This window comes from Pseudomonas sp. FSL R10-1339 (genome assembly GCF_009600545.1).
GTDB classification, from domain to species: Bacteria; Pseudomonadota; Gammaproteobacteria; order Pseudomonadales; family Pseudomonadaceae; genus Aquipseudomonas; species Aquipseudomonas bubulae.
In genome coordinates, this window is record NZ_WIVQ01000029.1 from 30,117 (window position 1) to 54,365 (window position 24,249).

Here is a 24,249-nt window from a genome sequence, read left to right on the forward strand (position 1 = left end):
CCAAGGCCAACCACCTCAACACGCTTGCTTACGAGAGCCCAAGATGCTTATCCCCTACGACCAGCTTGAACCTGACACCCTCACCCGCCTGATCGAGGACTTTGTGAGTCGCGACGGCACGGACAACGGCGATGACACTCCCCAGGAAACCCGTGTACTGCGGGTTCGACATGCATTGAGCAAAGGCCAGGCAGTAATTTTCTTCGATCTGGAAAGCCAGCAATGCCAACTGATGCCCAGGCACGCGGTACCGAAGGAATTTTTTGATTAAACCTTGGCCGAAGATCCGGTTGCCTGCTGCCCGACGGGCTGGTTTTTTATCCGCTCATAAATTTCCGAGCGATGCACGCTGATATGCCTGGGAGCTTCAATCCCCAGGCGCACGTTGTTGCCGTTAACGGCGATGACAAACAGCGTTATATCTTCCCCGATTGAAAAATGCTCTCCGACGGTTCGACTCAGTATCTGCATGGCTCTCATCCTCAAGGGTGGGGAGCCACAAAGACTGCACGGCATAAAAACCGGCTTCAATACTTACAAGTTAATTCAGTTACAACCTACTGCATACAAGGCTTATTCCTACGTACTCCCTACGGAATTTTCCCTTTACGAAGGGGTAAAACGCGGTCCCAGCAAGATGATGGTCGCGCCAATCACGCACAGTCCTACCCCGAGCCAATCTGAGCCCAGTGGCCGGATACGTTCCACCACTGCCAGCCAGGCAATGGATGTCACGATGTAAATCCCGCCATAGGCCGCATAGGCCCGCCCGGCATAGGCTGCCTCAACCTTGGTCAGCAGCAGGGCAAACAGCACCAGGCTCAGAATAGCGGGCAAAGCCCACCAGGCACTTTTGCCCTGACGAAGCCACATCCAGAACCCGTAGCAGCCTGCAATTTCAAACAGAGCAGCCAAAAAAAACCAAACGTAATTGAGCATGTGCAGTGTTTCCAGGTGGGCAGCGCGCCACCCTACCTGCGCACCTGCCACCGATCAAGGCAGAACTGTTTTTGAGTACGGCATGAAAAAAGTTGAATTATTCATCGAGCTGGAGAGTCGGATTTTATAAGCACTGCCCATCCTTGTTCCTGAAGCGGCGCCCCGTAAAACTGAACGTTGGCGGAACACCACAAAAAGGAAATGCTCATGACCACAATTCTTCTGATCGTCCTGATTCTGCTGTTAATCGGCGGATTACCTGTGTTTCCGCACTCCAAAAGCTGGGGCTATGGCCCCTCAGGGATTATCGGTACCGTACTGGTTGTACTGTTGATATTACTGTTGCTCGGCAAGATTTGACCCAATAAAAAAGAGGCCCTGAGGCCTCTTTTTTATTTAACTGGCTGATTATTTCGGATCAGCCACACCTGCGGTGTTGTCCAGCAGGCTCTTGGTCGCGGTCTGCAGGAAGGATTCGAGCTTTTTCTTCAGCTCGGTCGCTTCAGGCGAGTCAGTGACCACTGTCGCTTCAGGGTTGGCACCCAATTTGTACTGCCAAACCTTGGCCGGCATGTCTTTAGGCTGCACCAGCAAGTGGTCGTCACTGATGATCGCCACGGTCTGGTCACTGCCAGACGGCTTGATCACACCACTGCCTTTGTCACCCTCAGGCAGAGTCAGCAGGTCACGGCCCCAGCATTGCTGACGGAACTCACCACCCAGACGCCCCATGATGGTTGGCACGATGTCGACCTGAGTGCCCACGATATCAGTGCGTGTACCAAACTTCTCCTGGATACCAGGGCCGATCAGCAGCAACGGCACGTTGAAACGCCCCAGGTCCATCTCGGAAATCTGCTGCTCGTTACCGAAACCGTGGTCGCCCACGATCACAAACAGGGTTTCCTTGAAGTAGGGTTCTTTGCGCGCTTTTTCGAAGAACTGCCCCAGCGCCCAGTCGGAATAACGCATCGCCGTCAAATGCTCGTTGAGCGAACCGCGATCGGTTACCGGCTCGACCGGCAATGGCGTAGGCAAGGCATACGGCGTGTGGTTGGACAGGGTTTGCAGCAGCGCATAGAAAGGTTCTTTGCCTTCACGCTTTTTCAGCTCTTCCAGGCCGCGGTTGAACATGTCCTGGTCGGACACACCCCAGGTAGGATCAGAGAACACCGGGTCAACGAAATCGTTACGACCTACAAAAGTGGTCATGCCCTGGTTACTGAAGAAACCAGACTGGTTGTCCCAGGCAAAGTCGCCGTTGTAGACATACACGTCATCGAACTTGCGAGCGCTGAGCAGTTCCGGCAAGCCGGACAGCTTGTGGCTGCCTTCCGGGGTCTGCATCAGGTATTCAAAACCCGGCAGGTTCGGGAAGCACGCCATGGTGGCGAACATGCCCTGGTGGGTATGGGTGCCATTGGAGAAGAAGCGCTCGAACAGCAAGCCTTGCTTGGACAGCTCATCGAAGTACGGGGTGATATTGCCCGGACGACCCAGCGCACCCACCGAGTGACCGGCGAAGCTTTCCATCAGGATTACGACGACGTTCTTGATAGGCAGGGTTTTTTCCGCAGGCGGCGTGGTATCGCGACGCACAGGAGCGGTATCAGGATCAACCAGCTTGTCATTTTCAGTCAGCAGCATGTCGCGCACGGTCTGCGTCGCTACGGGCTGCTCAAGGGTAGCCTTCCAGATATTGGTGCGATCGTCACCGAAGCGGCTTTTCGCAGCGGCAATCAATGACAGAGAGCCGTTGAGCCCCAACTGATTGGCGAAGTTGGAGTCGGTTGTGTAGGCATCACCCCAACGCAGCGGAGGACCCTGACGCAATGTGCCACGGGCCAGGACCACACACACCAGCAGCAGCACGACAAATACCGCTGCACGGCCGTACCAGGGCGCCACCGCACGCGAAGTGCCAGCAGCCGCGCGGGTAGCGCTGGAACGGGTCACGCGGTCGGCGCCGCGGAAGGCAAAGTACAAAATGACAGTGCCGACAGCCCAGGACAGCAGGTAACGCACCACCGGGAAGCCATACCAAAGCATGCTCATCACGGTTTTCGGGTCTTCCTTCACATACTGGAAAACCAGACCGTTAAGACGCTGATGGAACTCACGGTAGAAGTCCATCTCCATCAGGCCCAAAAACAGCGCCAGGCTGGATGCTGCAGTCAGCCAGAAACGCAGCACACCGCGCATGGCCATGGCCTTGACACTGAGCACCGCCAGCAGCAGCGGAATACTGAAGTACACGACAATCCGGGCGTCAAAGCGCAGACCGTTGCCGAAGGCTTCAAGGAACGTCGATGCCGGGGTGTCGAGGATCATTTCCCGGTTGTAAACCAGCAATGCCACCCGCAACAGGGTGAACATCACCATCATGATCAAGGCACAGAGCAGCGTAAACGCCAGATGCGATTTGACGGTCGGTTGCAACACACGCGTGGCCGCGTGCTGTTGGCTTGGGGCGTCCGGGTTTGCCATGTCGTTTTAGGACCCATTGGTTCAAGTTGAAGTGGCTTTATCACCGGTGGCTTGCCACGGGTGCATCGCTCTTTAATTACACAGATTTTGGCCCGAGACCCACCAGAAACGCCTGAACTGAGGCGTTTACGAGTAGACAGGCAAAATTTTGCGTGCGAATTGTCTTAAAGGTACCGTGAAAATTTCGTGCAGAGCACATCTTGAAACATAAGAAAGGGCGCTCATTCCCTGTGGGAGCGGCTTGTTAGCGATTGCAGCAACGCGGTCCAACTTTAAACCGCGTCGCCTGCATCGCGGGCAAGCCCGCTCCCACAGTTCTACAACTGACGCCCTGCCTTGCTACTGCACAGCCTCAGTCGTTGCTTGGCTTGTTGATAGCCTGCAAAACATATTGCGGCAAGGCGAAAGCACCGATATGAACTTCCGGATTGTAGTAGCGGGTCACGATACCGCTACCGGCAAAACGTTGACGCAGGGTCTCAAGCGGCAACTTGCGATAGCTCGCATCAGTCGAACCCCAGGCGAAGGTCATGGAGCCGCCGATATAGGTAGGCACGGCAGCCTGGTAGAAATGCCAGTCAGCAAACAGGCTGCGCATGCGCCCGGCGGTGGTCTGCACTTCCTGCAACTGCATAAATGGCGTGCCGTTCTGGGTGACCAGTACACCCCCTTCATTCAGGCAACGGTGGCAAGCCTGGTAGAAGTTCTCGGAGAACAGCACTTCGCCCGGCCCGATCGGGTCGGTGGAATCCGAGATGATCACGTCGAATTTTTCTTCGGTGGTGGCGACAAAGCGCATGCCGTCGTCGATCACCAGGTTCAGGCGTGGATCGTCGTACGCACCCTTGGAGTGGTTGGGCAGGAACTCTTTGCACATGTCCACCACGGTGCCGTCGATCTCGACCATGGTGATGTGCTCAATGCCAATGTGCTTGGTGACTTCGCGCAACATGCCGCCATCACCACCGCCAATGATCAGCACGCGCTTGACCGCACCGTGGGCCAGGATCGGCACATGGGTAAGCATTTCGTGGTAGATGAACTCGTCCGCTTCAGTGGTCTGGATCACGCCGTCCAGAGCCATTACGCGGCCCATGACCGGGTTTTCGAAGATCACCAGATGCTGGTGATCGGTTCGCACTTCATGGAGCAGCTTGTCCATGCGAAAGCGTTGGCCATAGCCTTCGTAAAGGGTTTCGAGATAGTGGTTGTCAAGCGATTCGGCCATGGGTAGTCCCCTTGAATGCTGGTGGCAACGGACGGTCACCCGCCCATGATCGACAGCCAAACCTCATACCGCTATCGCGACACGGGTCCAACTGCCCAAGAAAGGCGCGCATTCTACGTCGAGGAACATGACAGGTCGAACCTTGACGCCGACAATCTAAGCGGGCAACCACGATTTACCGTCGCTGCCCGCTGGCAAGCAGCTCAAATACGCACATTGCCCCGCGGCCCGGCGATGGCCCAAATCACCAGCCCCAGTACCGGCAGGAACAGAATCAGCAGCACCCAAAGCACTTTCGCGCCCGTCCCGGCGCCGCTTTTGATTACGTTGATGATGGCCCAAATATCCAGGGCCAGAATAATCAGACCGATCAGACCATTAAACGTTGAACCCATGATGACGCTCCCGATTGAGTACTTGTGCTCATAGGATAGTCACCCACGGCCAGGGTTCCGTTTTTTATTGCAGCAGCCAGGGTTTCAGACGTGGACGGCAACCTTGAGAGCTTCCAGCGATGGCGCAGCGGCGATGCCGACTTCGGCACACAGTTCCAGCACGCGCGGCACGTCATTGCCGTAAACCAGCACCACCTGGATTTCGTCGTCCAGCGGCTGGCTCAGGTTGACCAGCACATAACCGCCCTGCTCCGGGCTCATGCTGCCCATCTGGATCTGGATGCGGTTGAGCGCGGTCAGCGCTTCGGTCTTGGCCAATTGCTTTGGCTTGATATTGAACGCTACATCAGGACCGAAAGAGGCGACGATCTGGGCAAACAGGTCCATCCAGGTATCGGCCTGGAACAACACCGTTTCCGGCAAGCTGCCCACCACAACCCATTCACCCAGCGGGATCGGGAAGCTGTCGTCGTAGTTGATGTCCGGGTTGGCAAGCAGAAATGCTGCCTGATCGGCGTAGGCTTGAGCCGCCTCGTCCGCGATGGAGGCGATTTCGTCGTCGCCCATGCACCCAGAGCTGATTTTGCTGATGAGTTCAACGAGAGTGGTTTTCATGGGCGAGGCCTGTCACAAGGAAAATTAAGGGCGCGCAGGATATATCAATTGCGCCCTTCAAGGGGCGATCAGCCCAACAGCTTCTCAAGTTGCGCCACGGTTTCGGCTGCGCCCATGGTCCTGGCGGCATCCAGGGCGGTGATGCCATTGGCGTCCTTGGCTTTTGGATCGGCGCCCTTGCTGATCAGGTAATCGATGATTTCCCCACGATTGAACATGGCGGCCATCATCAGCGCTGTACGGCCATCAAATGATGCGCCTTCAACTTGTGCGCCACCTTCAACCAGGGTCTTGACCATTTCCAGGTCGCCCTTGAAGGCAGCACCTGCAATCGGGCTCTGGCCATTGTCATTGCGGATCTCGGGGTCGGCATTGTGCTCAAGCAGCACCTTCACCGCTTCAACGTGGCCGTGATAGCTGGCCAGCATCAACAGGGTATCACCCTTGTGGTTGCGCAAATTGGCCGGCAAGCCCTTGCTCAGCAAGGCTGCCAGCATTGCAGCATCACCATCCCGTGCCTTGTTGAACACCTGCTCGGCAAAGTCGGCGGCCTCTTCCGGGGTCATCTGGCGGCTCTGGTCTGCTGGCTTGTTCTCTGACATGTAAGGTTCCACCCTGGCTACAAAAAAACCCTAGTTTCCTGAGACGCAGACACGGTGTCACCCCTTTTTTGCTCAATGCACCCATAGGAACAATCAATCAGCTGTCTGAGCCTGATACCGACTGGGCAAAATGCAGGATGCACGATGGCCACTCATGCAAAATGCACGACAAATGCTTTTTGCATAAATTATAAGCCGTTGATTTATATGGGTTTTTTAAAAAAAGAATAGTGGCACAATCACTGCAATCTCTACTCCATACAAGCATTCAAGCGCTAATGGAGCTGAACATATGAGCCTGATCCAGGAAAAATTCGCATCGTTGTTCTCCAACCACACTGTCACCGTAAAACCCCGCCCGGATGGCGGCGTGCTGCTGACATTGTGTGACAACGAAGGCAAACAGACCCAGCGCACACTTTCTTACACGCAACTGCATACCGCCGAGGAACTGACCTGGGCCATCAGCGCGATTCGTCGTGACCTGGCAGGCACTGCCAGTGAATTGCCGACCATTTCGCTGCTGCAAAGCCAGCATCGTTTTGCCCTGCCGACCTATCACACCCGCTGAACCCAAGGGTAGTGCAAAGCAGTCCGCGATAGATAACGGCATGACTGTGGGAGCGAGCAGGCTCACTCCCACAGCAGTGTTATTCAAACTGCGGCAGGATCAATCTCGGCAAAACTGCTCACGGTTTTATGTCCCGCCAGTTCCCCACCCTCACGGGCCAGGCCGCAGGTCAGCATGCCGGCCGCCTGTGCAGCATCGAGTTCTTCAACGATATCCGACAAAAACAGGATCTTCCCGGCCGGGCAGCCTATGGCCTCGGTAATGTGGCGATATGATTGCGCCTCACGCTTGGGCCCGGAGGTGGTGTCAAAGTAGCCATTGAACAGTGGCGTCAGGTCACCCGCCTCGGAACAGCCAAAAATCAGCTTTTGCGCCTGTATCGAACCTGACGAGTAGACATACAGGTCATACCCTTTGGCATGCCACTCGCGCAGCGCTTCGACCGCGTCCGGGTAAACATGGCCCTTAAGCTCACCCGCGGCGTATCCCTGCTTCCAGATCATCCCTTGCAAGGCCTTGAGTGGTGTGGCCTTGCGGTCTTCGGCCAGCCATTGCTGGAGGATCTCGATGACCCGCTCGACATCGGCCTCAGGCTCGCCGCTATCCAGGCGTACTGCGCCCAGCTGCATGGCCACTTCAGGGTCTTCGGCATGCTCGCGCACAAACCCGGGCAGGTGTTTGGCCGCATACGGAAACAACACGTCAAATACGAAGCTGACAGCGCTGGTGGTGCCTTCGATATCGGTCAGGATGGCTTTGATCGGCATGGGAGATCCTTAGTCTTCGAGGCGCGGGAAGCGTTCAGCGATGTCTTCGCCGGTAAAGTTGGCAACCCAGCCTTCCGGGTTGTTGAACAGGCGGATGGCGACAAAATGCGGATGCTCACCCATGTCGAACCAGTGCGGCGTGCCTGCGGGTACAGAAATTAGATCGTTCTTTTCGCACAACACCGCATACACATAGTCGCCAATATGTAGCGTAAACAACCCACGACCGGCGACGAAAAAACGCACTTCATCTTCGCCATGGCGGTGCTCGTCGAGGAATTTGGCGCGTAATTCGGTTTTTTGCGGGTGATCGCTGTTGAGACTGATCACGTCCACGGTGACATAGCCACCCTCGCTCATCAGCCGGTCAATCTGCACGCGATAGGCGTTGATCACTTCATCCTGACTGGCCCCCGGCTGGATCTGCGTGGCGGCCTGCCAGCGGTCAAAGCGCACGCCCTGCTCAGCCAGTGTTGAAGCGATATCATCAAAATGGGTGAGCACCTTGTTGGGGAGTTCCGGGCTCGATACGTGATAAACGGACAAACTGCTCATGGGGCGTGGTTCCTCGGCTTCGGCGCGCATTCGGCTTTTACAGGCCGTTCAGGCAGACCGTTCAAATCAGGGTGTGAGCTTCTTCACGGTGAAGTCAGCGTTAACGATTGAGTATTGCGCGAGCTTTCAGTTCGCATTCAAACAAAAACTCGAAGGCTTCGATCTGGCGCAAGGCGTCGCTCATGCGCGCGCCCCACGTGTAAAGGCCATGCCCGCGAATCAGATAGCCCACACAGTCCGGGTGGGCTTCAAGCCATGGCTGAACCTTGGCCGCCAGCCGCGCGATGTCTTGATCATTGTCAAAAATCGGCACCAGCACACTGGACTCATGGGTCGAGACGCCACTGAAAGCCTTTTGCAGTTCGTAGTCTTCAAATTCAATGCTGTCGCCCGGCGTCAGGCGCGACAGCACCGTGGCATTGACCGAATGGGTGTGCAGCACCGCGCCAATTTCGGGGCGCCAGCTGTACAACTGGGTATGCAGCAGGGTTTCAGCGGAGGGTTTCTTGCCTGGTTCCAGGCTGTTGCCTGCCAGGTCAGTGGCAAGCACATCATCAGGTCCCAGCTGGCCCTTGTGCTTGCCCGACACCGTCATCAGCGCCTGGCTGGCCGACAGCCGGGTGGAATAGTTGCTGCTGGTAGCCGGTGACCAGCCACGCGCATATAAAAAGCGCCCGGCTTCAATGATTTCCAGGCTCAGGTGTTCACGGGTAAGGCTCATGGCCTGTCCTCTTGCAGTCGGGTGGCAATGATAACGGCTGCAGCCAGCGCTGCGACGCTCGCCATACTAAAGGTGAAAGCGGGGCCCAGGGTGTTCCAGCTGTAACCGGAGTACAGCGCCCCCACGGCGCCACCGATACCGGCCAGCGTGGCGTACAGGGCCTGGCCCTGGCCTTGCTGGCCGGGACCGAAACTGCGTTGCACAAAGGTCATGGCCGAGGCATGAAAACTGCCAAAGGTGGCGGCGTGCAGCAGCTGCGCCAACAGCAACACCCACAGGTGCTCGGCAAAAGACCCCAGCAACAGCCAGCGCAAGGCAGCGAGGATAAAACTGAACATCAGCACCCGGCGCACGGAAAATTTCAGCAGGATACGGCGCATGGCCAAAAACATCAGCACTTCGGCCACCACTCCCAGGGCCCAGAGCAAGCCGATCACACCACGGCTATAGCCGAGGTGTTCCAGATGCAGAGTCAGAAATGTGTAGTACGGGCCGTGGCTCATTTGCATCAGCGCCACACAGGCATAGAACGCCAGCACGCCCGGGCTGAACAGTTGCTTCAAGAACCCGCCTTCCACCTGCTTGCGGCCCAGGCTGGAGGGCTGCGCATTGGGCACCCACAGGCTGCACAGCACAATGCCAGCCATGATCACGAGCAGCGCCACCGGGTAGATATCCAGGCTCAGCCATTCGAACAGGCGACCCAGGATCACCACGGCAAGGATAAAACCGATCGAGCCCCACAAACGAATCTGACTGTAACGTTCAGGCTGCTCACGCAAGTGGGCAAAGGTAATGACTTCAAACTGCGGCAACACCGCATGCCAGAAGAACGCATGCAGCGCCATCACCAGCGCCAGCCAGGCATAGCTCTGGCTGACAAAGATCAGGGCAAAACTGCACAAGGTGCAGAGCGCACCCAGACGCACGATCAGCAGACGCTGACCGCTGTAGTCCCCCAGCCAGCCCCACAGGTTGGGCGCAACGCAGCGCATCAGCATCGGGATGGCCACCAGTTCGCCAATGCGCGCACTGGAAAACCCCAGGTGATTGAAGTACAGCGCCAGAAACGGCGCTGTGGCACCCAGCAAGGCGAAATAGAAAAGATAGAAGCCTGACAGACGCCAGTAAGGAAGTGTCGCCACGGCCGTCAGACCGTGACGCTCAACAATCCTTGCATTACAACTGGCCCAGTACGGGCGTGCTGACGCGTACGTCGGCGTTCTGGCCGCGATGACGCAACAGGTGATCCATCAGCACAATGGCCATCATGGCTTCGGCAATCGGCGTGGCACGGATACCCACGCACGGGTCATGACGACCCTTGGTAATCACGTCCACCGGATTGCCATGCACATCGATCGAGCGGCCCGGGGTGGTGATGCTCGAGGTTGGCTTGAGCGCCAGGTGGGCAACGATCGGCTGGCCAGACGAAATACCGCCCAGGATGCCGCCGGCGTTGTTGCTCAGGAAACCTTCAGGGGTCATCTCGTCGCGATGCTCGGTGCCGCGCTGGGCAACACTGGCAAAACCGGCGCCGATTTCAATACCTTTTACGGCATTAATGCTCATCAGCGCATGGGCCAGCTCGGCATCCAGACGGTCGAAAATCGGCTCGCCCAACCCCGGGATCACGCCTTCGGCGACCACGGTGATTTTGGCGCCAACCGAGTCCTGGTCACGGCGCAGTTGATCCATATAGGCCTCAAGCTCCGGCACTTTGTCCGGGTCAGGGCTGAAAAAGGCGTTTTGTTCAACCGAGTCCCAGGTCTTGAACGGGATTTCAATCGGGCCCAGCTGGCTCATATAACCGCGAATCACGATGCCTTGGGTGGCCAGGTACTTTTTCGCGATGGCACCGGCGGCCACACGCATGGCCGTTTCACGCGCCGAACTGCGCCCGCCGCCGCGGTAATCGCGCTCGCCGTACTTGTGGTGATAGGTGTAATCAGCGTGGGCCGGGCGGAACAGATCCTTGATCGCCGAGTAATCCTTGGACTTCTGGTCAGTGTTACGGATCAGCAGGCCAATGGCGCAGCCAGTGGTGCGGCCTTCAAACACCCCGGAGAGGATTTCAACTTCGTCGGCCTCCTGACGCTGGGTGGTGTGGCGGCTGGTGCCGGGCTTGCGTCGATCCAGATCACGTTGCAAATCTTCAAGGGACAGCTCCAGCCCTGGCGGGCAGCCATCAACAATGGCGACCAACGCCGGACCATGGCTTTCGCCAGCGGTGGTGACAGTGAACAGCTTGCCGTAGGTATTGCCGGACATGCAGGGCGCTCCGCGAAAATCAGCCGATAAATTTCAGCCCGGGATCAGTTCAAGTCTTGTTGCAACACAACAGATGTTGAACAGATCCCAGATAACCAAAAGCGCCAGTATACGCAGGCTACCTCTGTAGTTCATCCTCGAACCTTACTCATCCGGGTTTGTCCAACCGGCACACTAGACAATGATGGCGCTATGATGCTGCGAATACTTTTATTAGCACTGACCCTGTTTGGCTTTGGCACCCAGGCCCTGGCGGCCCCGCCCTCCAATGTCTTGCTGCGGCCCATTGAGCTCGATACCGGCTCCGGCACGCTGTATGGCTCGCTGGTTTTGCCCAAGAGCGACAAGCCCGTACCCGTGGTGCTGATTATTGCCGGTTCCGGCCCGACTGACCGCGACGGCAACAACCCTATCGGCGGGCGCAATGACGCCCTGAAAAAACTGGCCTGGCGCCTGGCCCAGAGCAATATTGCCAGCGTCCGCTTCGACAAGCGCGGCATCGCCCAGAGCCAGCCTGCCGGGCCTGACGAGCAAAAGCTCAACTTCGATCAGTATGTGTCCGACGCCGTGGCCTGGGGCGAGAAACTCAAAAGCGACCCGCGCTTTGGCAAGGTGTTTGTGCTCGGGCACAGTGAAGGCGCAATGATCGCCAGCCTGGCAGCCCCACAAATCGGTGCTGCCGGCGTGGTTTCGATTGCCGGTACAGGGCGCCCGGTGGGCGTGCTGTTGCGCGAGCAACTGCAACGCAATCACCTGCCGCCTGCCCTGCTCAAGCGCAGTTTTGAGCTGATCAGCAGCCTGGAAGCCGGCAAGACCGACGACAAGGTGCCCAAGGATCTGCAAGTGATCTTCCGCCCCAGCGTGCAGCCGTACATGATCAGCCTGCTGCGCCATGACCCGGCAGCCGCTTTCGCCGCACTGAAAATGCCGGCCATGATCATTCAGGGCACCCACGACATTCAGGTAGAGGTCAAGGATGCCCGCCTGCTCAAGGCCGCCAAGCCCGATGCCGTACTGACACTGATCAATGGCATGAACCACGTGATGCGCATCGTGCCAATGGACATGAAGCGCCAGGTGCAGTCCTATAACGACCCCAATCAGCGTTTGGCAGGCGAACTGGGCGATCGAACTGTGCGCTTTATCACGAAAGTCAATGCGGGCCAGCCCTACAGTACTGCGCATAACGGCCGATAAACCGGTGTCGGCCGTCTTTGCTTGGCTGACATCCAGCACAGGATCGAGCCGTTATGAGCGACACCCCAACACAACCCGCCGGGCCCGAGGCACCGGAAGTGCCCGAGGCCCCGCCGCTGCCTTGGGCCGATGTGCAGCCCGAGCATTTGCGCATGCTGCGCCTCGCCCCCCTGCCCACTGACCGCAACACCGGGGCACGGTCGTTACGCTTTGTGCAGTTCGGCCACGCCACACGCCACAGCAAAGACCTCAGCCTGCTGCGCATGACCATCACCCTGCCCGGCCAGCGCGTGCGCAGCGAACAGAACCAGCTTGACCTGTGGGTCGACCATAGCACCCACCGCGTGCGTTTCAGCCCTGAGCGCGGTTTGCAAGTTGAACCGGCGAACCGCGGGATCGGCCGCTTTCTGCTGGCTCAGGCCGCGTTGTGGGCGCAGAAAAAATGGTCGCACTACCGCGTTGACGGCACCGACCTGGCCAGCCGGGACGCCCTGAATGAAGACAGCCGCCTGCGCCGCGATCATGTTTTGCGGGTACAGGGCTTTGATGTGGTGTATGCCGACGCCCAGTTTCTCAAGGCACGGATCGAAGACGTGCAAGTGGGCGAGTTGCTGGACAGCTGGAATGGCGAAAAGCTTCAGTTCCTCGACATTCTTGAGACTGCGCAAATGCTCCAGCAAGCCGAACAGAACTTGCAGGAACAAGAGGTAAAACTGCGGGAAAAAGAAGAAAAACTCGGCAGGTACCAGCGCGAAGAAATGGGCCTGCGCTTTACCATCACCTGCCTGGTAGCCTTTTCGGTGTTCCAGGCAGGGTTGTTGATCTGGATTGCGACGCACCGCTGATGGTACCCACCCGCTGCACAGGGTCACTATGGGTTACGGATAGCCAAGACCTGTTCCCCTGGGGTAGCGCAACGCCCCCGGCTGGCTGCCATCGGCCAGGGCAAAAATATCAACCGGCAAACGCCCCACGGGGACGCTCCGCCCCAGCATGACATCCACAGCAGCCGGCAAGGCTGGCCCCAGCAGACCTCGGTCATACCCCCTGGACGAGTAGGTCGCCAATGTGGCGCCGGCGATATCGTCAAATTCCACCACATCGTAGGGCGAGTTCATCGTCAGATGAATAGCCAGCTTGCCGCGGGACGTGGCGTATTCCATGGCACAGCGCAGCCATTGCAAACTGCTCTGCACGGTTGCTCCTGACAACAACTGATCGGCATGCGCATTTCGCACGACAGCACTGACACCGATTGAAGAGGTACCGAGAATCACCGTTTCTGCGGCGTTGATCGCCCGCTTTATCTCAACCCAGCCAACGCCTCTCAGCGCCTTGCCTGTCAACAGGAGCGCAGGATAGCCGGCCTCCTCGAACCTGCGGCGCAAGGCTTCGGCCTGCTCATTCCTCGGGGTCAGGATCAAGATCCGCGCGCACTGGTTCTTCAGAGGCAACGCGGCGCACTGATTACGAATCAATGTAATGGATTGCGCGGTAATACGTTGCTCGAGCGCACGATGTGCCGGGCTGCCAATTATATTCAACTCAGGTCGAGGCCTGGCGCCCTGCTCGGCGGTAATCCCGTTGCGCAACTTCATTCGCACAATCCGCAATACCGACTGATCCAGTTCCTGTCGATCAATATCGCCCGCCTCGACAGCCGCTACCACCTGATCAACCAACCCGGACAGGAGCCCGGCCTGGCGAGCGGTACGAAATTCAATGGGCATCAGGGCGATATCCACATCCGCCTGAAAAGCCTTTATCACGGCGTCGGCCTGACCGAAAAAACCGGCAATGGCCTTCATATCCATCGCATCCGTGATGCTCACGCCCTGAAAGCCAAGCTCACCCCGTAGAATATTGTGCTGAATTTTCCGCGACATGGTCGCAGGTGCAATAATCGGTTCACCGGTGCGCGTCTGAACCAGGGTGCTATCGAGCGCAGGATATTGAATATGGGCGGTCATGACCATTTCTGGCGCTTCACCCGCTTCAATGGCCAAACGATAGGGCGCCAGATCAATTGCCCAGGCATCTTCACGGGACTTGTTCACCACCGGCAGCCCGATATGCGAGTCCGTTTCCGTATCCCCATGCCCCGGGAAATGCTTGTACGCCGCGATCACGCCCTGTGCAGCCATACCTTGCATCATGCGTCGGGCCAACAGGCTGACCGTGCGTACATCATCACCAAAAGCGCGCACATTGATGACGGGGTTGAACGGGTTGCTGTTGACGTCCACCACCGGGGCAAAATTCAAGTTAAACCCCAGAGCCGCAATCTCGGCGGCCAACACCACACCCTGGTCATAAGCCATCCGCTCGTCACCACCGCCGTGCCAGGCCGCAGCCAATGCCATGTTGCCCGGGAAAACCGTGGCCGCCCTGCGCGGCAGGCGAAACACTGACCCCCCCTCCTCGTCCACCCCCAGCAACAGGCCGAGTTCACCCGCGACCGGGGGCACAGCGCGCAGATCATCCAGAAGGGTTCTGCCCTGCTCAAGCGAACTCAAATTGTTACCAAACAAAATCACCCCGCCAATGGCGTTGTTACGCAGGGCATCGCCCATGGCGGAATTGAACCGGGTGGTACTCAGGGTGCACGCTGGCTGGTCGTCAGGACACCAATAACGAAAGGCCACGAGCAACTTCTGCCCGATTTTTTCGCGCAGGGTCAAGCCCTCAAGGAGGCATCGGGCGCGCGTGTCGAGATCAGTGTCGCTGGGAGCCAAAGGAAACCGGGACGCTTGTGTCATGCTTTGATCCTCGTATACAAACCAATACGGGCATCAAGCAGGCAGCCACTTCAGGGAGATGCGTGCCAAAACCGCTTCGCTTGATGCCCAGCCGTTGTCGAATGTATCGAGTTGCGGACGAACAAAAAGCGAAGAGGTATTGCAGCGTTTGTAATGCTCTTGCCTGATCAGATTCGAGAAGCAAACAGCCCCTGATGGGCACGGCACTGTTCGGCGGTCAACATGAATACACCGTGCCCCCCGCGCTCAAAATCAAGCCAGGCGAAGTCGACTTCCGGGTACAGCGACTCAACGTGTATCTGGCTGTTGCCTACCTCAACGATCAGCAAGCCTTTTTCGGTCAGATGATCAGCCGCTTCGGCCAGCATCCGGCGTACCAGGTTCAGGCCGTCGTCACCGCAGGCCAGCCCCAATTCCGGCTCGTGCTGATACTCGGCCGGCATGTCGGCGAAATCTTCGGCATCCACATACGGCGGGTTGGACACAATCAGGTCGAAACGCTGCCCCGGCAAGCCATCAAAGCCGTCGCCCTGCACGGTGTAAACCCGTGCGTCGACACCGTGGCGCTCGATGTTCTGGTTGGCCACTTCAAGGGCCTCAAAGGACAGGTCAGCCAGTACCACTTCGGCGTTCTGGAACTCGTAGGCACAGGCGATGCCGATACAGCCCGAACCGGTACACAGGTCAAGAATGCGTGCAGGTTCAGCACCCAGCCACGGTTCAAAACGCTTTTCAATCAGCTCACCGATCGGCGAGCGCGGGATCAGCACGCGCTCATCGACGATAAACGACATGCCGCAGAACCAGGCCTCACCCAACAGATAGGCCGTGGGCACGCGCTCTTCGATACGGCGCTTGAGCAGATGTTGCAGGTTGACCAGCTCATCGTCTTCAAGGCGGCAGTCGAGATAGCTATCGGCAATTTCCCACGGCAGGTTCAGCGCACCCAGCACCAGTTGACGGGCTTCATCCCAGGCATTGTCGGTACCATGACCAAAGAACAGATCTTCCCCATGAAAGTGGCTAACGGCCCAGCGAATATGGTCGCGCAAAGTGCGCAGGCGGGAAGTGATCAATGGTCTTACTCCTCAAAATCGATTGGCGATTCTAACAGCCAAACTCCAACGCGCCAAAGGTGAGCCGGACGACTACACGTGACGGCGTTTCAAAAAGTAAGACCGTGTACAATAAAAAACTGAAATCGCTCCATTTTGTACATTTTATGGCTACAACATATTTGCTTGACATCGCTACAGGCCAGCAACCACAAGGCCTGCACGACTAGTCATTCACATAAACGCTCCGCCAGTGGAGAATGTCGCAAAAGCCCCATTCAAAGGAGCCCCCGAATGCCCGCTTTAAAGACGATGTTTCAACTCACAGGACGTGGCTATGCCGCAGCCAATCTGAGCAACGCCAGCCTGCTGATCATCGATGCGCAAAATGAGTACTTGAGCGGGCCATTGGCCCTTTCCGGCATGGACGCGGCCACCGCCAACATTGCCCGTCTGCTTGAAGCTGCCCGCAAGGCAAAGCGCCCGGTCATCCATATCCGTCACCTGGGCACCGTTGGCGGTATGTTCGACCCTCAGGGCGAGCGTGGCGCCTTCATCAAGGGCCTGGAACCACAGGGTGATGAGCAGATTATCGAGAAGCGCATGCCCAACGCATTCAACGACACCGGGCTGCAAAAGGCCCTGGAAAACCTCGGCTCGCTGGATGTGATCGTCTGCGGCTTCATGAGCCACTCCAGCGTCAGCACTACCGTGCGTGCGGCCAAGGACTACGGCTTGCGCTGCACCCTGGTGGAAGACGCCTGCGCCACCCGCGACCTGCCGACCGCGGACGGCATTATCAGCGCCGAGCAAGTGCAAAAAGCCGAAATGGCCATCATGAACGACAACTTTGCCACCCTGACGTTGACCCAAAACCTGATTTGATCTGAACCGGACGTTGACGGGCGGCCCCTGCAACCGCCCATCCCGGACCAGCTCCAGCCTGCGGGCGCTTTCCTATTTCACTACACTCAGGAACAACCTGACGAAGTCCCTGTCGAAGGGCCGATACCCTTTAAGGAAAGATCGGAATGAAGATCTCCGATGGTTTTGATGCTCGGCGTTTGCGCCCCAAGGCTCATCGCGACTGGCGCTCGCGCCTGGTACTGATGTTTGCAGCGCTGCTGGCACTGCTTGGCATGCTGTTGCTGTTGGCGGGTGCCGCCAGCCTGATTGGCCATCCAACGGCACTGGGCGAGCTCAATGCCAGCCCCGCAGGTGCAACACTGGTGTTGGTGTCCGGCCTGTTGGTGTGCTGGCTAGGGGTATGGATGTGGCGTCGACGCCGGCGCCTGATGCGCAAGCCATTTGGCCTGAACATGGCCCCGCACCTGATGAAAAAACACGACTGACGCATATCCGCCGCCCGATTGTCGTCGACTTGGGTAAACTGGCAGCCCTTCGCGGAGGCTGACATGCAAGACGACGATTTTTCCCTGTTCAAAAACGAGATTCGCGGTGTCAAACCGATCAAGCATGATCGTGCCGACACCGGCAAACCCAAGGCTGACCGTGCGCAGCTGGCCAAGTTGCGCCAGAACGCCATTGTGCGCACCAACGCGACCATCATCGACGGCCTGTCAGACCAGTTTGTGATTGATGTTGGCCCCGAGGACCAGCTGAGCTGGGCCCGTGACGGCGTGCAGGAAAGCCAGATGCGCAAGCTCAAGCTGGGGCAGATCGCCTTTGAAGGCAGCCTTGACCTGCACGGCATGACCGTTGAAAAGGCCCGCGAAACCCTTTGGGAATTCCTCGGTGAAGCCGTGCGCCTTGAAGTACGTTGCGTGCGCGTTACCCACGGCAAGGCCGTGCGTCTGGACGGCAAGCGCCCGATGATCAAAAGCCACGTCAACACCTGGCTGCGCCAGCACTCACAGGTACTGGGCTTCTGCTCCTGCCAGGCCAGGCATGGCGGCGCCGGCGCGGTCTATGTGATGCTCAAGCGCACCATGATGGAGGGGCGTGACGAGTAACAGCGTGTCATCACGCTTGCAGCGTCGTGTCAGCCCCCGTACCCTTACTCTTTGCGAAAAATCCCACAGGTAGATTAATGTCCCTGGAACAAAACTACACCGCGATCCTCGGTCAACTCGGCGAAGACGTTTCCCGTGAAGGCCTGCTGGATACGCCAAAGCGTGCCGCCAAGGCCATGCAGTACCTTTGCCGCGGCTATGAACAAACCCTGGAAGAAGTCACCAACGGTGCCTTGTTCAGCTCAGACAACAGCGAAATGGTGCTGGTCAAGGACATCGAGTTGTACTCGCTGTGCGAACACCACCTGCTGCCGTTTATCGGCAAGGCCCATGTCGCCTACATTCCGAGCGGCAAAGTGCTGGGCCTGTCGAAAGTGGCGCGTATTGTCGATATGTATGCCCGTCGCCTGCAGATCCAGGAAAATCTCAGTCGCCAGATCGCCGACGCCGTGATGCAAGTCACCGGCGCCCTGGGCGTGGCCGTTGTGATCGAGGCCAAGCACATGTGCATGATGATGCGCGGTGTCGAGAAGCAGAACTCGTCGATGATCACTTCGGTGATGCTGGGTGAGTTCCGCGAAAACGCCGCCACGCGCAGCGAGTTTCTCAGCCTGATCAAGTAACTGCGGCACAGAAAAAACCGGCGTTTATCGCCGGTTTTTTTTCGCCTGCACAATTTCAGGTAAGCTGCGTCCCTTCTTAATTTGCCCATGAGGCTTTTACTGTGTTTATCAAAGCGCTTCGCGTAGGCCTGGGTCAGCTCATCATCGCTGGCGATTTCGTGACACGTCCAAGCAAAAAGCAGCGCCCTGCCGCCGCTCAGGCGCAGGTCGACCAGGCTGCCAAGGGCCTGACCCTGTTTCAGTTCCACGCCTGCCCTTTCTGTGTAAAAACGCGCCGCACCCTGCGCCGCCTGAATGTGCCAGTGGCCCTGCGTGACGCGAAGAACAACGAGCAGGATCGCCAGACCCTGCTGGAGCAAGGGGGCAAGATCAAAGTGCCTTGCCTGCGCATCGAAGAAGGCGGCAAAACCACCTGGATGTATGAGTCCAAGGTGATCATTGACTACCTGAACCAGCGCTTTGCCAACGTTTAAGGCCATCCCCCGGTCTACCCTCTCTGTGGGAGCGAGCCTGCTCGCGAACGACCTTCGCGAGCAGGCTCGCTCCCACAGTTGAAGTTTCCTTCAGACCTCGTCAGCGGCTACAGAATGTGCGCACAAAAAAACCGGCACTTGGCCGGTTTTTTTAAAGGGGCGATTTGCTCAATCGAGCATTCCCACATGCCGCGGATGGCTGGCCACCCGCGCCAGCCAGGCCTGAATACCCGGGTAGCCGCTCAGGTCAAACCCGCCCTGATGGGCCACATGGGTATAGGCATACAGCGTCACGTCGGCGATCGAGTATTGCTCACCCACCAGATACGGCGTGCGTGTGAGCTGTTGCTCCATCACGTCCAGCGCCTTGTAGCCACGCTTTTGCAGCTTGCGGTATTCCTCAAGGCGCTCTTCGGGTAGCCCCAGGTAAAACTGGATAAAGCGCGCCACCGCAATATAAGGCTCATGACTGTACTGCTCGAAAAACTGCCATTGCAGCACTTGCGTGCGCAAACGCGGTTCGGTCGGCAAAAACTCGCTGCCGTCGGCCAGGTAGTTGAGAATCGCGTTGGACTCCCACAGGCACGTACCGTCTTCCAGCTCCAGCACCGGCACTTTGCCGTTGGGGTTTTTCGCCAGAAACTCCGGGGTCTCGGTTTCACCCTTGAGAATGTCCACGGCAAACCACTGATACTCAAGCCCCAGCAAATGCAGCATCAGCTTGATCTTGTAGCAGTTGCCCGAGTTGTAATCGCCATAAACCTTGAGCATTGCGCCTCCTTCAGGCCGCCTGGGCAGCCTGGGCCTGACGAATCACGTTGGCCAGACGCTTGAGGCCTTCATGCAGACGCGCCGGATCGATGTGGCTGAAGTTCAGGCGCAGGCTGCCCACGTTCTGGTCCGGGTTGGCGAAGAACGGCTCGCCCGGCATAAAGGCCACGTTCTGTTCCAGCGCAGGCTTGAGCAAAGTGCGGGTATCGAACGGTTGCTTGAGGGTCAGCCAGAAGAACAAACCGCCCTGGGGCACATGCCAGTCAGCCAGATCCGAGAAATGCTCTTCCAGCGCCAGCTGAAAACCGTCACGGCGCACGCGGTAGAAATCACGCAGCTCGGCCAGGTGATTACTCATTTTCTCGGTGCCGATCCACTGCAAGGCTTGCCACTGGCCAACGCGGTTGGTGTGCAGGTCAGCCGATTGCTTGAGGCGCAGCAAGTGCGGGTACAGGTCAGGGCTGGCAATCAGGAAACCGACGCGCAGGCCCGGCAACAGGGTCTTGGACACAGTGCCGGTATAGATCCAGCTGGCTTTTTTCAGGCGGCTGACGATCGGTGTGGCGCTGCCACCGTCGAAGTTCAGCTCGCGGTACGGCTCGTCTTCGATCAGGGTCACGCCGAACTCGTCGAGCAAGGCAGCAACCGCGTCGCGCTTGGTTTCGCTGTAACGCACAGCAGACGGATTCTGGAACGTCGGGATCAGGTAGATGAACGCCGGGCTGTGTTTTTCCAGCTGCACGCGCAACGCAGCCAGATCAGGGCCATCAGCTTGCAGCGGGAACGTCAGGCATTCGGCGCCGAACAATTGGAAGATTTGCAGCGCCGCCAGGTAGGTCGGTGCTTCGAGCATGATTTCGGTGCCCTTGTCGATATACAGCTTGGCTGCCAGATCCAGCGCCTGCTGCGAACCGCTCAACACCATCACCTGGCTGGCATCGCAATCAACCCCCAGTGCGCGAGCCTCTGCAGCCAGTACTTCACGCAGTGCCGGCTCACCTTCGCTCATGCCGTACTGACCCATCGAGGCAGGCATATCGGTCCAGTCGACCTTGGGCAGCATGGCCTCGGCCGGTAGCCCGCCAGCGAAAGACATGACTTCCGGACGTTGGGCCGCAGCCAGAATTTCACGAATCAAGGAGCTTTTCAGGCGGGAAACACGTTCGGAGAAGGCCATACAGATCACCGGTAGCGGAAGTAATTGGAAATAAGTCAAACTGTTTGACCGAAACTACGCCGCGAACCCTAGATACGTCAATATGCTTGACCTTAAAAATCCGACCACTCAGCGCGCCGCCATGGAAGCCTTCTTCTTTGGCTATCAAGCATTTACCGCCAAAGCGGATGAAATGCTGGCACGTCGTGGGCTGAGTCGGGTGCATCAGCGTATTGTTTTTTTTATCGCCCACCACCCCGGTGTCAGCGTCAAGGAACTGCTGACCTTACTGGGCGTGAGCAAGCAGGCCCTGAATACGCCATTACGCCAGTTGATCGAGATGGCCCTGGTGCGCAGCGTCGCGCCCGAGACCGACAAGCGCAAACGCCTGCTGGAACTGACTGCCGACGGTGTGGCCTTCGAAAAGAGCCTGCGCCGCGAACAGGTCAAGCTGCTGCAAAGGGTATTTGCTCAGGCAGGTGAAGACGCGGTGAATGGCTGGCTGGCGGTCAATCATGCCCTGGGACAAAGCCGCCAGCTCTAGAGCAGGGTTCCTGTGGAAGGTGGCTTGTTCTGTGAGCGGGCTTGCCCGCGATGCAGGCGCCGCAGTACTCCAGTTGTACCGCAGCGATCCAATCGCGAGCAAACTCGCTCCCACAGAAAACAGACACCCACCCATCACTTTCTGATCACAATATGAAAAACATTATTTGCTTTTTTTGTATACAAAAGCATAATTCACTTCGCCTGCGTTTCTGACCCGAAAGTCAGAAAAACATCTCCCGCCACACCCAGTGCCCTTAAAAATAATAAAAGCCTGAGGAAATCACCGTGGACAGCCAAAAGTCAGAAATACCCGTTGTCGAACTTGCCACGCCCGCCGCCCGCAGCTGGCTGGAACGCCTGTTCAAACTGTCACTGCATGGCACCACGGTCAAAACCGAGCTGATTGCCGGGCTGACCACCTTCATCACCATGGCCTACATCATCTTCGTCAACCCCAACATCATGGCCGATGCTGGGATCGATCATGGTGCAGCCTTCGTCGCCACCTGCATTGCCGCCGCTCTCGGCAGCCTGTTGATGGGGCTTTACGCCAACTGGCCAGTAGGCCTGGCGCCAGGTATGGGACTGAATGCGTTTTTTACTTACACCGTGGTCGGAACCATGGGTTACAGCTGGGAAACAGCATTGGGTGCCGTGTTTGTCTCCGGTGTGCTGTTCCTGATTCTGACCCTGTCGCGGGTGCGTGAATGGCTGCTCAACAGCATTCCCGTCAGCTTGCGGTACGCGATGGGTGCTGGGGTGGGGTTGTTCCTGGGGATTATCGGCCTGAAAACCTCGGGCATTATCGTCGACAGCCCGGCCACCCTGATCAAGCTCGGTTCATTGCGCGACCCTGCCCCGCTGCTGGCAGCGGTGTGCTTTTTGATGATTGCGATTCTGAGCTATCACCGCGTCTTCGGCGCCATCCTGATCAGCATTATCGCCGTGACCCTCGCCGGCTGGGGCCTGGACCTGGTGCATTACAACGGCATCATGTCGGCACCGCCAAGCCTTGCACCGACCTGGATGGCCATGGACCTCAAGGGCGTTTTCAACATCAGCATGATCAGCGTGGTGCTGGCCTTTCTGTTTGTACACATGTTCGATACGGCCGGCACCCTGATGGGCGTGGCCCAGCGTGCCGGGCTGGTGAAGGCCGATGGCAGGATCGAAAACCTGTCCCGGGCCCTCAAGGCCGACAGCGCCTCCAGCGTGTTCGGTGCGGTGGTCGGCGTGCCACCCGTGACCAGCTACGTGGAAAGCGCCGCAGGCGTTGCGGCAGGCGGACGTACCGGGCTTACTGCCGTCACCGTGGGCGTGTTGTTTGTGGCCGCCATGTTCTTTGCCCCTCTGGCTGGCATGATCCCCGCTTATGCCACGGCAGGCGCTCTGATTTATGTGGCCATGCTGATGATGGGCGGCATGCAGCACATCAACTGGGACGAACCCACTGACTGCATCCCGGCCATAGTGACCGTGATCATGATGCCTTTGACCTTCTCGGTCGCCGACGGGATTGCCCTGGGCTTTATCAGCTTTGTCGCACTCAAGGCAGGCACCGGCAAATACCGGGAAATTTCCGTCAGCCTGTGGGTGCTCTGCGCTATTTTCATCGCCAAGTTTATTTACCTGTAAACCTGGCGGTATCAATCGGCCCCGCAATGACGCGGGGCCTTTGTTGTTTGGGAGGAAGTGATGAGTCTGGAAACCTGGCTGCTGTTCAGCAGCGCGGCATTGGTGGTAATCCTGATTCCAGGGCCGCTGTCGTTATTGATGATCAGCAACAGTCTGAACTACGGCTTGCGCCGTTCGTACCCGGCTTTTCTGGGAGGTGTATTTGCCTCGATCTGCCTGCTCAGCGCTTCGGCACTGGGTTTGGGCGCCTTGCTGCTGGCCTCGGAAAAACTCTTCAGCGCCCTGAAGATCGTGGGCGCGCTGTACCTGTTTTACCTGGCCTGGCAAAGCTGGAAACAATCGCGTCAGCCGGCCACCGTCACCAATGTGCCCGAAGCCGCACCAATACCGCGCTTTAGCGCCCTGTTTGGGCGCGCGTTCGTGCTGGGGGCCAGCAATCCTAAGGACATTCTGTTCTTTGCTGCCTTTTTGCCGCAGTTTCTCAACCCCGATCTACCGTTCCTCAACCAGTTACTGGTGATGATCGCCACCTGGACCGTGCTCGACCTGCTGTGCAAGCTGGCCTACGGCCTGGGTGCCCACGGTGCGGCGGGGTACCTGCGCAGCGGCAAGGGCCAGAGCTGGTTCAACCGGGTCAGTGCCGGGCTGTTCAGCGTGGCAGGCACGGCGTCGTTGTTGAGCCGCTGATTGCACACAAGCCCGTAGCAGCTGCCGAAGGAACGAGGCTGCGTTCGATTGCGAAGCAATCGTAAGACCTGAGTTCGCGATTTATCTGATGGACAGCGGATTCAGGTTCTACGACGGCTACGCCGCCGAACGCAGCCTCGTTCCTTCGGCAGCTTGTGTCTAAAGAAAGGAATAAAGTCTGGGGTGAGAGCGGTGAATGGCAGGTTGTTCGGCAGCAGTGTTA

29 protein-coding genes are annotated in these 24,249 nt (G+C 57.9%); 13 read left to right on the plus strand and 16 right to left on the minus strand.

Features of this window, described 5'->3' with window-relative positions; genetic code table 11:
- The first annotated feature begins 43 nt into the window (after positions 1-43).
- The gene (locus GHO03_RS11335) at positions 44-271 is read left to right on the plus strand and encodes a YheU family protein (protein WP_095002028.1); all 228 of its coding nucleotides are present in this window, start codon (positions 44-46) and stop codon (positions 269-271) included.
- Here GHO03_RS11335 and csrA read toward each other — a convergent pair.
- Together csrA and GHO03_RS11345 are read right to left on the minus strand one after the other, a co-directional pair.
- Positions 268-471: a carbon storage regulator CsrA gene (gene csrA, locus GHO03_RS11340; RefSeq protein WP_095019562.1), complete on the minus strand. Its 204-nt coding sequence runs from the start codon at positions 469-471 to the stop codon at positions 268-270. The two genes, GHO03_RS11335 and csrA, sit on opposite strands and share 4 nt — an antisense overlap.
- A gap of 135 nt (positions 472-606) precedes the next feature.
- A complete protein-coding gene (locus GHO03_RS11345) occupies positions 607-939 on the minus strand; it encodes a YnfA family protein (RefSeq protein WP_095002030.1) in 333 nt (110 codons plus the stop codon).
- Positions 940-1,140: 201 nt separating this feature from the next.
- Here GHO03_RS11345 and GHO03_RS11350 point away from each other — a divergent pair, with 201 nt between their 5' ends.
- A complete protein-coding gene (locus GHO03_RS11350) occupies positions 1,141-1,299 on the plus strand; it encodes a DUF3309 family protein (protein WP_095002031.1) in 159 nt (52 codons plus the stop codon).
- A 48-nt stretch (positions 1,300-1,347) separates the two neighbouring features.
- On the opposite strand, the gene GHO03_RS11355 is transcribed toward GHO03_RS11350, so the two are convergent.
- The 5 genes from GHO03_RS11355 to GHO03_RS11375 form a co-directional block, all read right to left on the minus strand.
- Positions 1,348-3,426 carry an LTA synthase family protein gene (locus tag GHO03_RS11355; protein ID WP_095019563.1) on the minus strand — a complete coding sequence of 693 codons (2,079 nt, stop codon included), beginning with the start codon at positions 3,424-3,426 and terminating at the stop codon, positions 1,348-1,350.
- Positions 3,427-3,778: 352 nt separating this feature from the next.
- Complete coding sequence (gene speE / locus GHO03_RS11360) at positions 3,779-4,654, minus strand: polyamine aminopropyltransferase (RefSeq protein ID WP_095019564.1); 876 nt, start codon at positions 4,652-4,654, stop codon at positions 3,779-3,781.
- 203 nt (positions 4,655-4,857) lie between these two features.
- Positions 4,858-5,049, minus strand: coding sequence for a PLDc N-terminal domain-containing protein (locus tag GHO03_RS11365; protein WP_016781476.1), 192 nt, complete (start codon positions 5,047-5,049; stop codon positions 4,858-4,860).
- An 84-nt stretch (positions 5,050-5,133) separates the two neighbouring features.
- Positions 5,134-5,664, minus strand: coding sequence for a hypothetical protein (locus GHO03_RS11370; RefSeq protein ID WP_095019565.1), 531 nt, complete (start codon positions 5,662-5,664; stop codon positions 5,134-5,136).
- A gap of 68 nt (positions 5,665-5,732) precedes the next feature.
- Positions 5,733-6,266 carry an ankyrin repeat domain-containing protein gene (locus GHO03_RS11375; RefSeq protein WP_095002035.1) on the minus strand — a complete coding sequence of 178 codons (534 nt, stop codon included), beginning with the start codon at positions 6,264-6,266 and terminating at the stop codon, positions 5,733-5,735.
- A gap of 292 nt (positions 6,267-6,558) precedes the next feature.
- Between GHO03_RS11375 and GHO03_RS11380 the strand changes: the two genes are divergently transcribed.
- Positions 6,559-6,837, plus strand: coding sequence for a DUF3509 domain-containing protein (locus GHO03_RS11380; RefSeq protein WP_095002036.1), 279 nt, complete (start codon positions 6,559-6,561; stop codon positions 6,835-6,837).
- Between the two features lie 83 nt (positions 6,838-6,920).
- Here GHO03_RS11380 and mtnC read toward each other — a convergent pair whose 3' ends face one another.
- From mtnC to aroC, 5 genes are all read right to left on the minus strand, one after another.
- A complete protein-coding gene (gene mtnC, locus GHO03_RS11385; protein ID WP_095002037.1) occupies positions 6,921-7,604 on the minus strand; it encodes an acireductone synthase in 684 nt (227 codons plus the stop codon).
- Between the two features lie 9 nt (positions 7,605-7,613).
- Positions 7,614-8,159, minus strand: coding sequence for an acireductone dioxygenase (locus tag GHO03_RS11390; RefSeq protein WP_133144973.1), 546 nt, complete (start codon positions 8,157-8,159; stop codon positions 7,614-7,616).
- Between the two features lie 100 nt (positions 8,160-8,259).
- Positions 8,260-8,880, minus strand: a complete 621-nt coding sequence (locus GHO03_RS11395; RefSeq protein WP_153399838.1) for a methylthioribulose 1-phosphate dehydratase — start codon at positions 8,878-8,880, stop codon at positions 8,260-8,262.
- Positions 8,877-10,025, minus strand: a complete 1,149-nt coding sequence (locus tag GHO03_RS11400) for an MFS transporter (RefSeq protein WP_095039358.1) — start codon at positions 10,023-10,025, stop codon at positions 8,877-8,879. Before GHO03_RS11400 ends, GHO03_RS11395 begins: the two co-directional genes overlap by 4 nt.
- 34 nt (positions 10,026-10,059) lie before the next feature.
- Positions 10,060-11,151, minus strand: a complete 1,092-nt coding sequence (gene aroC, locus GHO03_RS11405; RefSeq protein ID WP_095019567.1) for a chorismate synthase — start codon at positions 11,149-11,151, stop codon at positions 10,060-10,062.
- Positions 11,152-11,343: 192 nt separating this feature from the next.
- Between aroC and GHO03_RS11410 the strand changes: the two genes are divergently transcribed.
- Positions 11,344-12,348 carry an alpha/beta hydrolase gene (locus GHO03_RS11410; protein ID WP_095002042.1) on the plus strand — a complete coding sequence of 335 codons (1,005 nt, stop codon included), beginning with the start codon at positions 11,344-11,346 and terminating at the stop codon, positions 12,346-12,348.
- 53 nt (positions 12,349-12,401) lie between these two features.
- Positions 12,402-13,193, plus strand: coding sequence for a hypothetical protein (locus GHO03_RS11415; RefSeq protein ID WP_133143724.1), 792 nt, complete (start codon positions 12,402-12,404; stop codon positions 13,191-13,193).
- A gap of 33 nt (positions 13,194-13,226) precedes the next feature.
- Here the strand turns inward: GHO03_RS11415 and GHO03_RS11420 are convergent, their stop codons facing one another.
- Positions 13,227-15,107, minus strand: a complete 1,881-nt coding sequence (locus GHO03_RS11420; protein WP_095032290.1) for a glycoside hydrolase family 3 protein — start codon at positions 15,105-15,107, stop codon at positions 13,227-13,229.
- 167 nt (positions 15,108-15,274) lie between these two features.
- Positions 15,275-16,183, minus strand: a complete 909-nt coding sequence (gene prmB, locus GHO03_RS11425; RefSeq protein ID WP_153327667.1) for a 50S ribosomal protein L3 N(5)-glutamine methyltransferase — start codon at positions 16,181-16,183, stop codon at positions 15,275-15,277.
- 273 nt (positions 16,184-16,456) lie between these two features.
- Here prmB and GHO03_RS11430 point away from each other — a divergent pair, with 273 nt between their 5' ends.
- The 5 genes from GHO03_RS11430 (at position 16,457) to GHO03_RS11450 (ending at position 19,231) form a co-directional block, all read left to right on the plus strand.
- Positions 16,457-17,047: a cysteine hydrolase family protein gene (locus GHO03_RS11430; RefSeq protein ID WP_095002045.1), complete on the plus strand. Its 591-nt coding sequence runs from the start codon at positions 16,457-16,459 to the stop codon at positions 17,045-17,047.
- A 146-nt stretch (positions 17,048-17,193) separates the two neighbouring features.
- Positions 17,194-17,514, plus strand: a complete 321-nt coding sequence (locus GHO03_RS11435; protein WP_095002046.1) for a hypothetical protein — start codon at positions 17,194-17,196, stop codon at positions 17,512-17,514.
- 63 nt (positions 17,515-17,577) lie between these two features.
- Positions 17,578-18,135 (plus strand): Smr/MutS family protein, encoded by a 558-nt coding sequence (locus tag GHO03_RS11440; RefSeq protein WP_095002047.1) that lies wholly within the window; start codon positions 17,578-17,580, stop codon positions 18,133-18,135.
- 77 nt (positions 18,136-18,212) lie between these two features.
- Positions 18,213-18,758 carry a GTP cyclohydrolase I FolE gene (folE, locus tag GHO03_RS11445; protein ID WP_003442011.1) on the plus strand — a complete coding sequence of 182 codons (546 nt, stop codon included), beginning with the start codon at positions 18,213-18,215 and terminating at the stop codon, positions 18,756-18,758.
- Positions 18,759-18,859: 101 nt separating this feature from the next.
- Positions 18,860-19,231 (plus strand): glutathione S-transferase N-terminal domain-containing protein, encoded by a 372-nt coding sequence (locus GHO03_RS11450; RefSeq protein WP_095002048.1) that lies wholly within the window; start codon positions 18,860-18,862, stop codon positions 19,229-19,231.
- A gap of 168 nt (positions 19,232-19,399) precedes the next feature.
- On the opposite strand, the gene GHO03_RS11455 is transcribed toward GHO03_RS11450, so the two are convergent.
- A complete protein-coding gene (locus GHO03_RS11455) occupies positions 19,400-20,002 on the minus strand; it encodes a glutathione S-transferase family protein (protein WP_095002049.1) in 603 nt (200 codons plus the stop codon).
- Between the two features lie 10 nt (positions 20,003-20,012).
- On the minus strand, positions 20,013-21,179 hold the full coding sequence (locus tag GHO03_RS11460; RefSeq protein ID WP_095019571.1) for a PLP-dependent aminotransferase family protein: 1,167 nt from the start codon (positions 21,177-21,179) through the stop codon (positions 20,013-20,015).
- Between the two features lie 82 nt (positions 21,180-21,261).
- Here GHO03_RS11460 and GHO03_RS11465 point away from each other — a divergent pair, with 82 nt between their 5' ends.
- The 3 genes from GHO03_RS11465 to GHO03_RS11475 all read left to right on the plus strand — a co-directional run bounded on the left by GHO03_RS11465 (position 21,262) and on the right by GHO03_RS11475 (position 24,026).
- Positions 21,262-21,702 (plus strand): MarR family winged helix-turn-helix transcriptional regulator, encoded by a 441-nt coding sequence (locus tag GHO03_RS11465; protein ID WP_095002051.1) that lies wholly within the window; start codon positions 21,262-21,264, stop codon positions 21,700-21,702.
- Between the two features lie 287 nt (positions 21,703-21,989).
- Complete coding sequence (locus tag GHO03_RS11470; protein ID WP_095021340.1) at positions 21,990-23,339, plus strand: NCS2 family permease; 1,350 nt, start codon at positions 21,990-21,992, stop codon at positions 23,337-23,339.
- Positions 23,340-23,399: 60 nt separating this feature from the next.
- Positions 23,400-24,026, plus strand: a complete 627-nt coding sequence (locus GHO03_RS11475) for a LysE family translocator (protein WP_095019573.1) — start codon at positions 23,400-23,402, stop codon at positions 24,024-24,026.
- Positions 24,027-24,249: the final 223 nt, after the last annotated feature.

What these genes read in the sequence shown, in the direction of transcription:
- GHO03_RS11335 (WP_095002028.1), top strand. Translation starts at nt 44, where the DNA reads ATGCTTATCCCCTACGACCAGCTTGAACCTGACACCCTCACCCGCCTG.
- csrA (WP_095019562.1), bottom strand. Translation starts at nt 471, where the DNA reads ATGCAGATACTGAGTCGAACCGTCGGAGAGCATTTTTCAATCGGGGAA.
- GHO03_RS11345 (WP_095002030.1), bottom strand. Translation starts at nt 939, where the DNA reads ATGCTCAATTACGTTTGGTTTTTTTTGGCTGCTCTGTTTGAAATTGCA.
- GHO03_RS11350 (WP_095002031.1), top strand. Translation starts at nt 1,141, where the DNA reads ATGCTCATGACCACAATTCTTCTGATCGTCCTGATTCTGCTGTTAATC.
- GHO03_RS11355 (WP_095019563.1), bottom strand. Translation starts at nt 3,426, where the DNA reads ATGGCAAACCCGGACGCCCCAAGCCAACAGCACGCGGCCACGCGTGTG.
- speE (WP_095019564.1), bottom strand. Translation starts at nt 4,654, where the DNA reads ATGGCCGAATCGCTTGACAACCACTATCTCGAAACCCTTTACGAAGGC.
- GHO03_RS11365 (WP_016781476.1), bottom strand. Translation starts at nt 5,049, where the DNA reads ATGGGTTCAACGTTTAATGGTCTGATCGGTCTGATTATTCTGGCCCTG.
- GHO03_RS11370 (WP_095019565.1), bottom strand. Translation starts at nt 5,664, where the DNA reads ATGAAAACCACTCTCGTTGAACTCATCAGCAAAATCAGCTCTGGGTGC.
- GHO03_RS11375 (WP_095002035.1), bottom strand. Translation starts at nt 6,266, where the DNA reads ATGTCAGAGAACAAGCCAGCAGACCAGAGCCGCCAGATGACCCCGGAA.
- GHO03_RS11380 (WP_095002036.1), top strand. Translation starts at nt 6,559, where the DNA reads ATGAGCCTGATCCAGGAAAAATTCGCATCGTTGTTCTCCAACCACACT.
- mtnC (WP_095002037.1), bottom strand. Translation starts at nt 7,604, where the DNA reads ATGCCGATCAAAGCCATCCTGACCGATATCGAAGGCACCACCAGCGCT.
- GHO03_RS11390 (WP_133144973.1), bottom strand. Translation starts at nt 8,159, where the DNA reads ATGAGCAGTTTGTCCGTTTATCACGTATCGAGCCCGGAACTCCCCAAC.
- GHO03_RS11395 (WP_153399838.1), bottom strand. Translation starts at nt 8,880, where the DNA reads ATGAGCCTTACCCGTGAACACCTGAGCCTGGAAATCATTGAAGCCGGG.
- aroC (WP_095019567.1), bottom strand. Translation starts at nt 11,151, where the DNA reads ATGTCCGGCAATACCTACGGCAAGCTGTTCACTGTCACCACCGCTGGC.
- GHO03_RS11410 (WP_095002042.1), top strand. Translation starts at nt 11,344, where the DNA reads ATGATGCTGCGAATACTTTTATTAGCACTGACCCTGTTTGGCTTTGGC.
- GHO03_RS11415 (WP_133143724.1), top strand. Translation starts at nt 12,402, where the DNA reads ATGAGCGACACCCCAACACAACCCGCCGGGCCCGAGGCACCGGAAGTG.
- GHO03_RS11420 (WP_095032290.1), bottom strand. Translation starts at nt 15,107, where the DNA reads ATGACACAAGCGTCCCGGTTTCCTTTGGCTCCCAGCGACACTGATCTC.
- GHO03_RS11430 (WP_095002045.1), top strand. Translation starts at nt 16,457, where the DNA reads ATGCCCGCTTTAAAGACGATGTTTCAACTCACAGGACGTGGCTATGCC.
- GHO03_RS11435 (WP_095002046.1), top strand. Translation starts at nt 17,194, where the DNA reads ATGAAGATCTCCGATGGTTTTGATGCTCGGCGTTTGCGCCCCAAGGCT.
- GHO03_RS11440 (WP_095002047.1), top strand. Translation starts at nt 17,578, where the DNA reads ATGCAAGACGACGATTTTTCCCTGTTCAAAAACGAGATTCGCGGTGTC.
- folE (WP_003442011.1), top strand. Translation starts at nt 18,213, where the DNA reads ATGTCCCTGGAACAAAACTACACCGCGATCCTCGGTCAACTCGGCGAA.
- GHO03_RS11455 (WP_095002049.1), bottom strand. Translation starts at nt 20,002, where the DNA reads ATGCTCAAGGTTTATGGCGATTACAACTCGGGCAACTGCTACAAGATC.
- GHO03_RS11460 (WP_095019571.1), bottom strand. Translation starts at nt 21,179, where the DNA reads ATGGCCTTCTCCGAACGTGTTTCCCGCCTGAAAAGCTCCTTGATTCGT.
- GHO03_RS11465 (WP_095002051.1), top strand. Translation starts at nt 21,262, where the DNA reads ATGCTTGACCTTAAAAATCCGACCACTCAGCGCGCCGCCATGGAAGCC.
- GHO03_RS11475 (WP_095019573.1), top strand. Translation starts at nt 23,400, where the DNA reads ATGAGTCTGGAAACCTGGCTGCTGTTCAGCAGCGCGGCATTGGTGGTA.